The 15,880-nt window shown below is 32.6% G+C and carries 8 protein-coding genes; 5 read left to right on the forward strand and 3 right to left on the reverse strand.

Going from position 1 to position 15,880, the window contains the following annotated elements:
• Nucleotides 1-43 precede the first annotated feature (43 nt).
• From ATO12_RS08440 to ATO12_RS08450, 3 genes are read right to left on the reverse strand one after another with little or no spacing between them, the layout of a single operon-like run.
• A complete protein-coding gene (locus ATO12_RS08440) occupies nt 44-1,699 on the reverse strand; it encodes a RagB/SusD family nutrient uptake outer membrane protein (RefSeq protein WP_034241203.1) in 1,656 nt (551 codons plus the stop codon).
• Nucleotides 1,700-1,720: 21 nt separating this feature from the next.
• A complete protein-coding gene (locus ATO12_RS08445; protein ID WP_034241204.1) occupies nt 1,721-4,663 on the reverse strand; it encodes a SusC/RagA family TonB-linked outer membrane protein in 2,943 nt (980 codons plus the stop codon).
• Nucleotides 4,664-4,681: 18 nt separating this feature from the next.
• Nucleotides 4,682-6,040 (reverse strand): Gfo/Idh/MocA family protein, encoded by a 1,359-nt coding sequence (locus ATO12_RS08450; RefSeq protein ID WP_034241205.1) that lies wholly within the window; start codon nt 6,038-6,040, stop codon nt 4,682-4,684.
• 391 nt (nt 6,041-6,431) lie between these two features.
• Here ATO12_RS08450 and ATO12_RS08455 point away from each other — a divergent pair, with 391 nt between their 5' ends.
• The 5 genes from ATO12_RS08455 to ATO12_RS08475 all read left to right on the forward strand — a co-directional run bounded on the left by ATO12_RS08455 (nt 6,432) and on the right by ATO12_RS08475 (nt 15,732).
• A complete protein-coding gene (locus tag ATO12_RS08455; protein ID WP_165583351.1) occupies nt 6,432-10,526 on the forward strand; it encodes an ATP-binding protein in 4,095 nt (1,364 codons plus the stop codon).
• Nucleotides 10,527-10,835: 309 nt separating this feature from the next.
• Complete coding sequence (locus ATO12_RS08460) at nt 10,836-11,153, forward strand: hypothetical protein (protein ID WP_034241209.1); 318 nt, start codon at nt 10,836-10,838, stop codon at nt 11,151-11,153.
• Between the two features lie 123 nt (nt 11,154-11,276).
• Nucleotides 11,277-12,950: a peptidase domain-containing ABC transporter gene (locus tag ATO12_RS08465; RefSeq protein ID WP_034241210.1), complete on the forward strand. Its 1,674-nt coding sequence runs from the start codon at nt 11,277-11,279 to the stop codon at nt 12,948-12,950.
• Nucleotides 12,943-14,295, forward strand: coding sequence for an HlyD family secretion protein (locus ATO12_RS08470; RefSeq protein ID WP_034241212.1), 1,353 nt, complete (start codon nt 12,943-12,945; stop codon nt 14,293-14,295). The genes ATO12_RS08465 and ATO12_RS08470 overlap by 8 nt, the downstream gene beginning before the upstream one ends.
• On the forward strand, nt 14,296-15,732 hold the full coding sequence (locus ATO12_RS08475) for a TolC family protein (protein WP_034241213.1): 1,437 nt from the start codon (nt 14,296-14,298) through the stop codon (nt 15,730-15,732). It abuts the gene before it with no gap.
• Nucleotides 15,733-15,880 lie beyond the last annotated feature (148 nt).

The raw sequence follows: 15,880 nt of genomic DNA on the forward strand, positions 1-15,880 counted from the left end.
AAAAAACAGCATAGACTTCATAAGAAGCCCATGCTATTGTATATTAATCATTCTGAATTAATGATGGTTGTAAAATGATCTGTTGTTCTGGAATAAATTCTACAACTCTTGGGTGCGTAGATGGTATTTCTAGAAAAGCGTTTGTACCATTTAGATGTGTACCTGGATATTTTCTATTCATAGCACGGCCATTTCTATATACATCATATCTTCTATGTCCTTCATATGCTAATTCTAACCTACGTTCTTCTAAAACAATATCTAATACATTTTTTCCTGATGGAATATTAGCTAATGTATATATAGGGATACCTGCTCTTTCTCTAATGATATTTACATTATCCAATGCCAACTGATCCATTCCTCTTTTTGCTAAGGATTCAGCTTTGTTTAAATACATTTCTGCTAGACGAGATACCATTGGAGACCAGAGATGTATATCATTTTCTTGTAATGAAGCTTTTAGGATATAAAATTTTGGGTGACCATTACGTTTTTTAAGATCAACTCCTTTAATAACATCCTGTCTACCGTTAGGACCATTAAAATAATATACTGTTTTACCATCTACAATTTCAGATTCTACAGTGTAGATAGTTCCATTATCTTCAAACGTGGTTACTCCTCCACTTTCAGATGTTCTCCTAAACTCATAGGTGTATTCATCATTTACCCAATACACAGCAGGAATGTCGTTTTGATCACCATCTTTTTCGGGTTGTGGTTCTATAAATGATTTCCTTGCATCGGTAGGATTCTTTTCTATTAAATCTAGATATGTTCTAGAAGCATACATTTCACCCCAACCTTTACCTTCTACATTGGCATAAAAAGACCCTATGGTAAACCAGTCATCAAAGCCCCCTAAAAGATCTGTAGCAGAACTTAATGTTACAGCAAAAATAGCCTCCTGATTTTGATTAGGGATTAATGTATTCATTTTAGAAAATTGGTCTGTTGAAAGCAAAGAGTAATTGCCAGATGTGATAACTTTATCAGCATATTCTTGTGCTTTTATATTATCTTCTTTATATAGATAAACTCTGGATAATAAGGCTTGCGCGGCTTCTTTTGAAGCAAAAGATGCGCCTTTATTTACTGTCATCAAAGATTCTGCCTTTTCTAAATCTTTTATAACTTGAGTATATACTTGTTCTACAGTATGTCTGTCTGGCCTATCTGTAATACTAGATGTTAACTTAAGTGGTACAGATAGGTTTGAAACTCCTTGATTATAGGGTCTGCCAAATACGTTCCCCATTTGAAAATATGTAAGTGCTCTTAGATAATAATTCTCTCCTAATAGTTGATCAGTTTCTACAGATTCTCCTTCTATAATTTTTTCAATGATTACATTACATCCTACTGCAATTTTATACGAATTACGCCAAAATCGTTCTACTCTTGAGTTGGTTTTTATAGATTGATAATTATACAAAAAGAATAAATGATCGGTTGTACCACCACTAAGACTTACATTATCTCCGGCATATTCTGATATTCTATGTAGATCATCTACCCAACCATCGAAACCTTTATCTCCTTTAAGTAAAGCATAATTACCAATTGTCGCCGTTTCGATCGATTCTGGATCCGAAAATAATTCATCTACCGAAATCTCTTCATATGGATTTGTTTCTAAATCACAAGAATGCAGTATAAATGCAATAGCTGGCAGTAGTATTATTAATTTTTTCATACTGTTATTTTTAAATATTTTTTAAAATGATACGTTAACACCCAATACATAGCGTTTTGGTATCGGATACGTTAATCCAGGGCTTCCTGATAAGCCTATGTTATTGGGATCATTTGGATTACCTGTGACTGCAGGATCAACACCACTGTATTTTGTAAATGTTAATAAATTGTCTCCTGCCACATATACGTTAAAGTTGCTTATTCCTATTTTATTTAACACATTCTGAGGTAAATTATAGGATAGTGTAACATTTGTCATTCTTAAATAGCTAGCATCTTCTAAATAGCGAGATGAACGCTTATTAGAATTGTTGTTACCACCTTCGACAGCTAACGGGTGCGTTGCTATATCTCCTGGTTTTTCCCACCTGTTCCAATCGTCAGCTAGTACTTGTTGATTAAACGTAGAGTAGAATCCATCTGAGTCAAACAGTTCTCGGGCTCCATTATATAGCTTTCCTCCTTTAGAGAAATTAAAATTGGCGGAAAGTGATATGTTTTTATAGCTTAGCCTAGAATCAAATCCTCCTATGAAATCTGGAGAGGATGCATCTACAACTTGTAGAGTAGCATCATTCCAATTACTGGTTTCTGTTCGTTCTCCGGTATCAGGATCAACGACTTCCCATAGTGGGTTTCCATTATCTGGATCAACACCTAACCATTTTCTTATGTACCATGAACTAGAGTCTTCTCCGATTTTAAATATTTTGGACCCTCTGGGAATTTCTGTTTGCCCATCAAACAATTCTGTAACTTCATTTTTGTTAAATCCTATATTAAACCCTAGATTCCATTCAAAATTTTTATTTTGTATAACATCGACCGAAATTGCAGCTTCATATCCTGTATTAGTTAAACCTCCAACATTCTCCCAAAATCCACTGTATCCCGTAACGTCTGGTAAATCCACGAAATACAACAAATCGGACGTATCTTTATTGTAATATTCAAATGTTGCACTTACTCTATCAAACAACCTTGTGTCAATCGCAATATTTGCTTCATATGTTTTTTCCCAACTTAAATCAGGATTTCCCAATTGATCTAATACTGCGCCTGGTGTTCCTATATATTGTGTATTTAATCTATATGTTCCTTGATATGGATATAAAGATGATGGCCTGTTTCCTACAGATCCATAACTCAATCGCAATTTAAACTCATTAACAACTTTGCTGTCAAAAAAGGCTTCATTATGTATATTCCAGCCTGCACCTAGTGCAAAGAAATTACCATATTGATTATCTAATCCAAAATTAGAGGCTCCATCTCTACGTATGGAAGCTTTTACAAAATATCGATTACTGTACCCATAATCGGCAGAAAGAAAGAATGATTGTAGCGCATAATCATTCTTGAGTCCTCTTATTTCTCCGGTTTCACTTGCAACGTTTAAAACTTCTGTTCCTGCTACAATACCATTACCTGTAACATCTACATTTTCAAACTCATAGTCATTATACTCATAACCTCCTAAGGCAGTCACAGAATGCTCTCCGTATGTGTTTGAATATCTTAGTGTTTGAGTTGTTAATTTGGTAAATCGTTCGGCTACAACATCTCGTATACTACCTCCGTTTGCTAAACCAGCAATTGATCTGGGATCTGTATATGTTTTAGATTTATAACGATAGTATGTAAAATTGTTCACTGATTTAAAAACCAGATTAGGTATAATTTGGTATTCAAAATCGAAGTTTGAACTTAGATTAAATGTGTTATCAGAAGCATAATTCCATTGTTGATCATATAAGTAATTTCTTTGATCTCTTCCTAGCCAATTAGAGTCTTCCTGCGCATTAATTGGTTTACCTTCTGCATCAAAAGGATTATCCCAAGGCAAGTTTAGATACAATTCGTATAAGGGAGCCTCTGCAATTTTATCTCTGTTATCAAAACTAAACGATAATTTAGGACTTAGTTTTAAACGCTGTGTAATATCATAATCCAGATTCATCCGATATGTATATCTATCTAGCTCATTACCTCGCAGAGTTCCTGTTTCATTATAGTAACCTCCATTGATATATAGTTTTAGCTTTTCAGTTCCCGAGGTAAACGATACATTTACATCTTTTACAAAACCATCTTGAGTTCCGTTTTCGATCCAATCATAATTTCGATTTAATAATTCTGGAGTAAACCAAGGTTGTGAATTTGAGAATTGTGTATGATACTCATATAATTGTGCAGAGTCCATAACTTCAAATTTTCCGGTATTAAAAGTATTTATAGCTACTTTTGAACTTACACTAATTTCTGACTTACCTGAGGTTCCTCGTTTTGTAGTAACAATAACTACTCCGTTTGCTCCACGAGACCCATAAAGCGACGTTGCAGAAGCATCTTTAAGTACTGATACCGATTGAACATCATTTGGATTAACTATAGGTATACTATGTTGTATTACACCATCAACCACCCATAGAGGGGTTACTCTACCTCCTAGAGATGAAGAACCTCGTATTAATATATTGGGTACGGATCCCGGACTACCGCTAGAAGCTCCTAAACGCACACCTGCTACTTTTCCTTGTAACATGGTAGTCACATCGGGAGTTGTGATATCTTTTAGTTTTTCTGATTTGATATTTACTATCGATGAGGTAATCATTTCTTTTTTTTGTGTTCCATAAGCCACAACAATGATTTCTTCTAATTGACTAATATCTTCTTGTAGGTTAATGTTTATTTTTGTTTGTTCATTTACCACTACCTCTTGCGTTATAAATCCTACATAAGATATTTCGAGAACATCTTTTTTATTAGCTTTTATGGTATAATTCCCATCAAAATCTGATGTAGTTCCTTTTGTAGTGCCTTTGATTAGGATAGAAGCTCCAACAACAGGTCTATCTGATGTGTCGTAAACAGTTCCTGTTATTGTTTTTTCTTGAGCTAACATACTACTTGTGAAAGCACATATGAGGATCAATAGAATAATCTTTAATTTTTCCATATATTATGATTTAGTGATTTAATACTTACTTTTTATCCAATTATAAGGTTTGCGTTTTACCCACATCCCTCTTGTGAAATCAGGAAAATCTTGTGGTTCTCCATTGTTTTCAATAGATAATTCTGATAATGGTGTAATTGCACTCCAAGCTGCTGCATCATATACATCAAGAGGTGGAGCAATATTTTCTTTTGCAGATTCTACAAACGCATTTAGGACAAAGAAATCCATTCCTCCGTGGCCTGCACCAGTGGCTAATTCACCATACTTTTGCCATAAAGGATGATCATATTTTTTGAGCCATTGATCTGCATTATCCCATTGATGTGGTTTTGATTGTCCTTCTATATACATTCTGTTACCATCAACTTCCCATAATCCATTGGCTCCCTGCACTCTAAATCCTAAAGAGTAAGGCCTTGGTAAGTTGCAATCATGTGTTACAATGATTGTTTCTCCTTTGGCGGTTTCAATTGTAGTGGTAATAACATCTCCTTGCTTAAATTTTATTTTTGCATTCGGATGGTCCTTTCCTCCATGTTTTACGATGTAATTATGTAGGCCAATAGCTTTTGTTGCATTAGAACTTAATGAAGTAAAACGATTGCCTCTATTAACATCGCACATGGTAGCAACTGGCCCCACGCCATGAGTTGGATACACATCTCCATTTCTTAGTACAGAATGTTGAGTTCTCCATTTGGATTCTGATATTCCTTTTTCCCCAAATTCTACACCTTTACCATACGCAGATTTCCCATCATTTAATTTTACAAAACGAAGATCATGTTGATAACCACATCTAAAATGAACCAATTCTCCAAAAACATTCTGCTTCACCATATTTAGAATAGCGAGAACATCTCTACGATAGTTTACATTTTCTAAGATCATTAAATGAGTCCCGGTTGCTTCATGAGTATTTACCAAATCCCAACATTCTTCAATAGTATTGGCTGCGGATACCTCTAGACCGGTATATTTTCCTGCTTTCATAGCATCTACAGCCATTTTAGTATGCCATAACCAGGGAGTAGATATTATTACTGCATCGACATTTTCTAATTCTAGTAAATTTCTGTAATCAAGATCACTGTTTCCAAAAACTTTGGGCTTTGAAAAATTAGCTTCATCTATTTTCTTTAATGCTATTTTTATTCGCTCGGGATCTATATCACAGATAGCGGTTATATCAATATCTTTTCTATTAAGAGCATTGTTAAAATGGTTCATCCCTCTTAATCCTACTCCAATGAAAGCTAATCTAAGCTTCCTGTCTGTTAGGTTAGTGACTGCTCCAAAAGATAAGTTTGAAAGTAGTGATACACCTGCACTGGCAAGTGCTGTTTTTTTAACAAAATTTCGTCTAGAATTCATTTAAGTTATTTATATGTTAAACTATGAGAATTCAAATATGACGGATAGATTCCTTATTTAAGATGATATTTTAAGCGTTTAGGAGTACTATTTAAGACTTAATTGTATCAATGCTTATTTTCTCCTCTTTTTTGACGAATTAGACTACTTTTTAAGGCGTTCTTCTAATCTTTTGAAGCCATTTTTGGTAATTTTTATTAATATATTTAACACTACTTTAAGTAATAGTTTATCATAGTTGTTAAAAATTTAATATTAAAGTATAGACTTGAGATTATGTGAATAACATCTGATGTGTATAATTTTCATATTAGTACAATTACAGAAAATCATATTGTTAAATAATTGTAGTAGAATGCTAAGAGATATTTTACTAAAAAATGAGTGTTTTATGTCTGGATTAAAAATCTATCTTTTGTTAAGTTTTTTTATGTCATGCTCTCTTTTCTTGCATGCTCAAAATCACACAAGTTTTAGACATCTCTCACCAGTTAATGATAATAAATTTGTTATCCCAACTAAAACTGTGCAAGATTCATTTGGTAATATTTGGATGTTATGCTCTGATGGGATATTAGTGTATAATGGGTATGATTATAAACTGATTAAAAACAAGATGATTTTTCCAGATATTCAGCATAATGACTTTATAAACAATATGCTAGTTGATTACAAAAAAAATATATGGGTAACGTCTCAATTTGGATTGATATCAAAATATATAGCAATCGATAATCAATTTGAAGACATGACTGTTTTGTTACCCAAAAATGATGTTGTAAGCTCTATTGTAGCAGAAAAAGAAAGTATTTGGTTGGCTTCTAAACTTGGTAATATTTACAGATATGTCGATTCTAAAATGAATTTTATCGCTACAATTTCAAACAGCGGTTCTGGAATCGAAAATATTATGGATATTGAGATATTAAACTCTTCAGAAGTATATGTAAGTACCAACAGAGGCACAATATATAGGTATTCTTTAAAATCAGAGCAGACCACCGAATTGGTAGGACCATTTACTAACTACCCTGGTAATATTATCCTGGCTTCAGATATCAATAATAAACTTTGGGTAGGTACCGAAACTTATGGCCTATTTGTTTACGACCCAATTCGTAAGCAATTTATTCAAGATTCTTTTTTTGAGGAAGAGAAGTTTAATATCAACAAGGAGATGTTTTTGTCATTGTTTTGCAGTAAAGATGGATATATGTGGGGAGGAACAGATGGAGGTGGATTGTACAAAATAAATATAAACAGTGGAGAGGTAGATTTATTTACACGGCAATACTCTAATGAATTTTCCTTGAGTAGTAATACCGTTTTGGATATTAATGAAGATAACCATAAAAACATATGGATTACAACGAACTATGGTAAACTTAATATCCTTCCGAACAGAAATAACAAAATTAGATATCACGAAGGGTCCGATAACAATACACCTCTTAGAGTTTTAAGCATTTTTAAAAGCTCTAAAAATGTTTTGTGGATCGGAACAGACGGATCTGGGTTAACAAGAGTTACCTATAATACCGATGGAACCACTAAAGAAAGGCGATACTTTAATGATATATCTCTAAATAGAGGATTTTATATTCAATCCATTACAGAAGATGATCTTTCAAATATTTGGTTTGGTACTTATAAGAATGGTTTATGGTATCACAATACAAGTAAGAACACTTTTCAAAAGATAAGTATTTATAATTCTAATAGACAGGAAGCGACAGATATAAGAACAGTATTTTCTGATTCTCAAGGACGTATTTGGATAGGATCGAACCTTTCGGTTAATATTTACTCTTCTGATTTAAAGCTTTTAGCTGTTTTTGATAATAATTCTAATGGGCTAAAAGGTACTAACACAGAGAGTATTTTAGAAGATAGAAATGGTATAATTTGGTTAGGACTTTATAACGGAGGGTTGTTTCAATATAATGAGCATTCCTCTGGTATACAGTATTCTACATTTATTGATTATTCACAAAAAAATAAAAACTATAAAGACGAAATCCATGCTGTTAAATCTATGATTCTAGGCGATCCCGGAGAAATATGGTTAATTAACAGATTAGGTAAGTTATTAAAATTTGATACTAAGAACAAAACGTATACTACATTTGAAAATGTCGAATCTATTGGTGAAAAAATGTTTATAGCAATTCTTAAAGATGAGAATAACGACTTATGGATGAGCTCTAAAAATAATGGTATAAGCCATCTAGATACAAAAAAACTTATTCTAAAAACGTATTATGATACAGATGGACTTCAGGATAATATGTTTTTACCCAGAAGCAAATTTAAAGATACGAAGGGGCTTTTGTACTTTGGAGGAGTTAAAGGATTAAATAGTTTTGACCCAAAACATCTGAATAAAAAGGCTTCTGAAACTAAATTATATATTAACAGTATAGAAATACTTAATCAACCCGTTTATTCATTATTACCCTACAAAACTACTACAGGAATATCTAATATTGAATCTCTAAAATTAAAACATAATCAATCTCATTTTTCATTTAGATTTTATGCAATAGATAATATTTTAAATCCAAGTTATTATTATGCTTATAGATTAAAAGGATTTGATGAAAATTGGATAACCAGTCAATCAGAACGTTTGGCCACCTATACAAATATTCCCTCGGGAAACTACACTTTTGAGATTAAAACAGGAACCAAAAAAGGGGTTTGGGATCTTCCCGAAAAGAAAATAGCAATTACCATACAACAACCTCTATGGAATACACCTCTGGCTTATATTTTTTATCTGCTTATCCTCATGTTGACTGCTTATGGAATAAGAAGATGGTATTCATTAAGAAAAAAACTGTTTCTAGAAAAGGTGAGTCATAAAAAAGAAAATGAATTGCATGATTTGAAGATGAATTTCTTTGCAAAAATGTCTCATGAAATTCAAACACCGATTACATTGATCCTTGGCCCTATAGATGATATGTTACAAAAAGCCGAAAAGAATGGAAACTTATTATTGAAACAGCGCTTAGAGATTATGTCATATAATACCAAACGTCTTTCTAAAATTGCGCAAGAATTAACACTGGTTAGAAATAAAGAATTAGGAGCTCTAAGATTAACTGTAACCAAAAATGATTTACATAAAGACATACAAAATATCTCTATATCCTTTAAAGAATTAGCCAGAAAAAGAAAGATTGATTTTATCGTTAATTGCCCTAAAAACCTGCCTGCAATCTGGTATGACAAAGAAAAACTAGAACATGTAATTTATAATTTGCTTTCTAATGCTTTTAAGTTTACTCCTAAAGAGGGGAATATTTTTTTAAATATTGTACCAGTTAATAATAAAAAATTTATCAAATTATCTGTCATAGATTCGGGGCCGGGAATTCCAGACGAAGAACTACAGCATATTTTCAAACTATTTTATCAATCTGATATTGGTAAAAAAAATAAAGGCGCAGGCATAGGGTTAGCGCTCACCAAAGAATTAATAAACTTACATAAAGGCAAGATTAAGGTCAATTCTAACCCTGTAGAAGGCACAACATTTATTATTAAATTTCCAATTACAGAAAATGCCTATACCGAAACCGAGAGAATCATAACTGATGATGCAGAAGAACCTGGTGATTTTTCTTTAATAGAAAATGATACTTTAATTAAAGAAGAAGAATTAGATCTATCAAAAAAAACTATTTTGATAGTAGAAGATAATTTTGACCTGCAAACCTTTTTAAAAGAATTGTTACATATCAAATATAATGTCATCATGGCCGAAAATGGTGAGGAAGGTTATTACTATGCAAAAAACAATTTTCCTGACTTGATTTTGAGTGATATAGTCATGCCAAAGTTAAATGGTATAGAAATGTGCAAAAAACTTCAAAAAGACCAGGTAACCATGCATATCCCCATTATATTACTTACTGCTAAAAACTCTACAAAAGCTAAAATATCAGGGCTTAAATCTGGTGCAATAGAATATATTAATAAACCATTCAATACGAATGAATTATTATTGAAAGTTAAAAATATTATTTCATCTAAAGAGCATATCATATCAAAATATCGTAAAGAAATTATTAGTATTCCTAAAGTAAAATTAGAAAAATCGCAAGACGAAATTTTTCTTGAAAATCTTGTGTCTAACATAAATTTAAGAATAGATGATGCTGATTTTAAAATGGAAGAACTTGCAGAGTCTTTGCACATGGGATATTCTAGTCTTTACCGAAAATGCCAAGCATTAACAGGAAATAGTCTAGTTGATTTTGTACGATTGATGCGTTTGAAAAAAGCAGCCGTTTTAATTACAAAATATGGTTATAATATTTCTGAGGCATCCTTTATGACTGGATTTAATGACCCAAAATATTTTTCGAAATGTTTCAAGAAATATTTTAAAAAAACTCCTAAAGTATTCAAAAAAGAAGCCAAAGAAATGGGGGCTATTGCGTATCTAAAGAAGCATCGAGTAGAAACTACTTTTTAACATACTTATGTGTTTCAAGAATTTAATTAAAATCGATTTATTGTTTGCAAGAATTTTTTGATTAGAAAAAGAATGTAACTAATCTAGGTTAACATGAGATTATAATATATCTATATTAAAAAACTTCAGGTTTTTGAGTACAATCTGATTATAGTTAATTGTTAAACTATTATTAATTATAGTTAAACTTCGTTATGTAATAGTATTACTATTATATCTTTGTAATAAGAATGCAAAAATTACAGATGTTGAAGAAGGTAAAAACAATAGTGTTCGTTTTTATCACGATCTCGTATTAAAAACTATAAAATGAATTTGTGCAAGAGAGACATACTCGCATTTTTTAAAAGCCTCACAATATTGGTGGTATTGCTTGCCGTATTTATTCAACCTTTGGCTGAAACCATGAGCTTTCTTGCAGATTCTTCTTACGAATTAGTTCATGTAGATGACGAAGAAAATATAGAAAAGGAAGAGCAACAGAAAGATGGAAAAAACGAATTACAGATTTTAGATTTACATAATCATCTTCTAGAGCATGGTATGGGTTTTTCTATCTATTCATCCCCGAATATGTATAGTAATCTTTATATAGAAATCCTTATTCCACCTCCAGATGTGGCATAAAACCATTCTAATTATTTTATATAGGTTTCCTAATTCTTAAGGAAACATTTCATTCAAATAGCATAACAAAATAAGGATTAATACCTATTGATCCCTAACCATTAACACCCAATTCTAAGTTAAATGGAAAATAAAATATCACCCTGGAAGAGATTTTTAAGTCTTCTTGAACTGGATAAAAAAGATATTCGTCAAATTTTCTACTACGCCATTTTTGCTGGTATAGTAGCGCTCACCCTACCACTGGGGATACAAGCCATTATAAATCTTATTCAAGGTGCTCAGGTATCTACCTCGTGGATTGTACTTGTGGTTCTTGTCACAATGGGAGTTGCATTTCAAGGAGTTTTACAATTGATGCAAATACGTATTTTAGAAAATATGCAACAAAAGATTTTTACCCGAGCCTCTTTTGAGTTTGCGTATCGGTTTCCTAAAATAAAAATGAAAGAACTAAATAATTACTATCCGCCAGAATTGGCAAACCGATTTTTTGATGTATTAACAATACAAAAAGGGCTATCGAAAATTCTAATAGATTTTCCGGCGGCTACACTACAAATTATATTTGGTTTGATATTGCTATCCTTTTATCATTCCTTCTTTATTATTTATGGTTTTTTATTGATTTTACTCATTTATGTGGTCTTTAAGTTTACAGCAAAAAGAGGACTTGAAACCAGTCTTGTAGAATCAAAAAGTAAGTATAAGGTTGCGCATTGGTTACAAGAAATAGCTAGATCACTTATAAGTTTTAAGCTTTCTGGGAACACAGATTTAGCGATGAAACGTAATGATGATCTAACCACAAACTATCTTGAAGCCCGTGAAAATCACTTTAAGGTACTAGTGTTACAATTTATTCAACTCATCGGTTTTAAAGTTCTTGTGACTGCAGGATTACTAATTGTTGGCGGACTATTAGTGCTTAATCAGCAAATGAATATAGGACAGTTTGTAGCTGCAGAAATTATCATTCTGCTTGTTATTGGTTCGGTCGAAAAACTTATCAAAGGACTAGAATCATTTTATGACGTACTAACCTCGTTAGAGAAAATAGGACAGTTTGTAGATAAAGAACAAGAGATGCAATCTGGAGAAGACCCATTTACAAGCGAACAAGATTTACATATAGAGATCGACAACCTAAAATACAGTACTCCAGAGGGCCAAGAGGTGTTGAGTGGTATTGATTTTAATATAAAAAAAACAGATAGAGTTCTATTTGATGGAGCTTCGGGAACAGGAAAGACGACCTTAATTAAAATCCTTTCTGGCCTTATATCTCCTACAACTGGTGCATTGTATATTAATGGTGTTTCTATAAAAGGTCTCTGGCTCAATAAATATCGTGCTCATATAGGGCAAGTACTTCCTGTACAATCTCCATTTGAAGGCACCATCCTGGATAACATAACCTTTGGAAACAAAGAGGTTTCGCAAGAACATTTACATTCTGTACTTAAAAATCTTGGACTATTGTCTTTTATAAAAGAACAACCTAATGGAATCAATACCATGTTGTACCCTGAAGGACAGCAAATCCCGTTTACCATATCTAAGCGAATAGTGCTTGCAAGAGCCATTATACATAACCCTAAATTACTCTTACTTAAAGATCCTTTAGAACATTTTGAAACGAATGAGGCATCTCGTATTATCAAATATTTAACAGCTCCAGAACGCCCCTGGGCACTCATAATCTCTAGCCAAAATGGGCAATGGAAAGACTATTGCAATCAAACCATTAAAATTTCAGAAGGAAGAATAACCTCTAAGAACACAAACAATGCTTAATATCTCTCATAATCAATTAAACAAAAAAGTATCGCTTGAAGGGTATACCGCTTTTTCAAAAGCATTTACTTCTAAGCATAATAAGTTATTCAATAAGTTTTTAGGTGTTTTTGCTATCATTGTCATTATCATCCTCTTTTTACCATGGACTCAAAATGTAAATGGCAATGGCTATGTAACTACTTTGACACCAGATCAAAGGCCACAAACAATACAGTCACCTATACCAGGACGTATTGAAAAATGGTATGTTAAAGAAGGTGATTTTGTAAAAAAAGGGGATACCATTTTATTTATTTCTGAAATAAAAAACGAGTATCAAGATCCACGCTTAGTTGAACGTACTAATCGGCAGCGAGATGCCAAAAATCGATCGGTATTATCCTATCAAGAAAAGATTAAGGCATTAGAAAGTCAAGTAAACGCATTAAATAATGAGCGGCAACTAAAACTTTCACAAGCTAAAAATAAGCTAGAACAATCTCGATTAAAAGTAAAGAGTGATAGTATCGATTTACAGGCTTATAAAACGAATCTTGATATTGCTCAACGCCAGTTTGATCGTACCGTTATTCTGCAAAGCGAAGGTTTAAAAGCGATGACCGATGTAGAAGAAAAACGCCTAAAGCTACAAGAAACGCAAGCCAAATTAATTTCTCAGAAAAACAAATTGCTTGCTAACCAAAATGAAGTGCTTAATGCAACTATTGAGATCAACCGTATCGCTGCCGAGTATACCGATAAAATTGCCAAATCACGTAGTGAGCGTTTTACAGCAGAATCAAGACAGTTTGAGGCAGAAGCACAGGTTACTAAACTTGAAAATCAGTCGGCTAATTATCAGATACGTAATGCTTTGTATTATATCACAGCACCACAAAACGGTTATATAAACAAAGCCCTACGCGGGGGACTGGGCGAGACTTTTAAAGAAGGCGAAAAACTTGTAGGTATTATGCCAGTAGAGTATGATCTCGCTGTAGAAACTTTTGTAAACCCTATAGATTTACCATTAATACATATTGGAGAGAGTGTTAGGGTTCAATTTGATGGTTGGCCTGCTATTTTCTTTAGTGGTTGGCCTAATGCATCTTATGGAACCTATGCAGGAAAAATTGTTGCGATAGAAACCTTTATAAGTACTAATGGAAAATTTAGAATCCTAATAGCTCCTGATGATGCAGAGAACCCATGGCCTAAAAATGTTCGAGTAGGCTCTGGTGCATATACTATAGCATTATTAGAAAACGTACCTATTTGGTACGAATTATGGCGCCAATTAAATGGTTTTCCACCTAATTATTACATCAGGGATAAGAAAGAATCAACTAAAGCTAAAAAGTAAATGACAATAGCTATTAAATATATCAGTGTATTGATTTTGCTCGCTTTTGCAAAACCCGTGCTAAGCCAGAGTAGCGTAGCTGAGACAGAACAAAATACAACTACTTCATTAGTACAAACACTTACCTTTGAAGAATATTTGGGCTATGTAAAAAAGCATCACCCACTAATGAAACAAGCCGAACTTACATTAAGTATTGGTGAGGCAAATTTATTAAAAGCACGTGGTGGATTTGATCCAAAAATCGAAGTAGATTATGATCGAAAGAAATTTAAAAATACAGAATACTACGATCAATTAAGTGCTACTTTTAAAATACCCACTTGGTACGGTATTGAGTTTAAAGCAAATTTTGAAGAAAATACAGGCGAATTTCTAAATCCAAGTCTTACTGTCCCTGATGAAGGACTATATAGCGCAGGGGTTTCGTTTTCGTTGGCTCAAGGTTTTTTGATCAACGAACGCATGGCCTCACTTAAAAAAGCACGTTTTTTTAGGAAGCAAACTAAAGCCGACAGAGATTTACTTGTTAATACATTATTGTTCGAAGCTAGTAAAGCTTACTTAGAGTGGTTAAAAGCTACTAATGAACAGTTACTTTATACAACTTTTCTAAAAAATGCAAATACACGCCTTATGGCTGTAGAGCGTAGTGTTGAAACAGGTGAAAAAGCAGCTATTGATATTACTGAAGCCAGAATTACATTACAGAACAGACAACTTAATCTGGAAGCAGCTTCTTTAAAGAGAAAAAAGGCAGCTCTAATCGTTAGTAATTATTTATGGCTAAATGATATACCAATGGAAATTAAGGAGGATGTAGTACCGGTAGTACCAGAATTAAATACGTTAGAAGCTTCACTCTTATTAGAAGGTATTACGAATACTTCAGAATTGCTTAGCAATCACCCTAAATTATTAAGTCTCGACGCCAAAATTGATGGACTTACCGTAGAACGCTCTTTAAAACTAAATAAATTATTACCTAAAATAAATATTCAGTATAATTTCTTAACACCAAAAATTGATCAAATACGCACTTTTAATACTACGAACTACAAAGCATTTGTAAATTTTAGTTTACCATTATTTTTGCGTAAGGCAAGAGGAGATTTGCGATTGGCTAAATTAAAATTACAAGACGCCAATCTTGAACGAGTATCAACAGCGATCACTCTTCAAAATAAAATAGATGCTGTTTATGCAGAGATTAATTCACTTACTAAACAAAATCAATTAATAAGAAATATCGTCATAGATTATGAAGCATTAGTTAAGGCAGAAGAACGTAAATTCTTTTTAGGAGAAAGCTCATTATTTATTATAAACTCACGAGAACAAAAATTACTCGATATACAGTTAAAAGAAAATACTCTACTTATTAAACGACTTATGACAACAGCAAGTTTATATAATACTCTGGGATTATCTGTTTAAACAAAAATTGTAAAAGTAATAGTTTGTGGTTTTGTATATAAAAGAGAATATTGATGCGGTTTTATTTAATATTATTTCTTCTGAGAAATAAAAATGTTTTTCTGCTTTATTAAATAGACAATCCATCTTAAATATAACTTCATGTACG

The organism is Aquimarina atlantica, from assembly GCF_000626715.1.
Lineage (GTDB): Bacteria > Bacteroidota > Bacteroidia > Flavobacteriales > Flavobacteriaceae > Aquimarina > Aquimarina atlantica.

What these genes read in the sequence shown, in the direction of transcription:
- ATO12_RS08465 (WP_034241210.1), top strand. Translation starts at nt 11,277, where the DNA reads ATGGAAAATAAAATATCACCCTGGAAGAGATTTTTAAGTCTTCTTGAA.
- ATO12_RS08455 (WP_165583351.1), top strand. Translation starts at nt 6,432, where the DNA reads ATGTCTGGATTAAAAATCTATCTTTTGTTAAGTTTTTTTATGTCATGC.
- ATO12_RS08475 (WP_034241213.1), top strand. Translation starts at nt 14,296, where the DNA reads ATGACAATAGCTATTAAATATATCAGTGTATTGATTTTGCTCGCTTTT.
- ATO12_RS08450 (WP_034241205.1), bottom strand. Translation starts at nt 6,040, where the DNA reads ATGAATTCTAGACGAAATTTTGTTAAAAAAACAGCACTTGCCAGTGCA.
- ATO12_RS08440 (WP_034241203.1), bottom strand. Translation starts at nt 1,699, where the DNA reads ATGAAAAAATTAATAATACTACTGCCAGCTATTGCATTTATACTGCAT.
- ATO12_RS08445 (WP_034241204.1), bottom strand. Translation starts at nt 4,663, where the DNA reads ATGGAAAAATTAAAGATTATTCTATTGATCCTCATATGTGCTTTCACA.
- ATO12_RS08470 (WP_034241212.1), top strand. Translation starts at nt 12,943, where the DNA reads ATGCTTAATATCTCTCATAATCAATTAAACAAAAAAGTATCGCTTGAA.
- ATO12_RS08460 (WP_034241209.1), top strand. Translation starts at nt 10,836, where the DNA reads ATGAATTTGTGCAAGAGAGACATACTCGCATTTTTTAAAAGCCTCACA.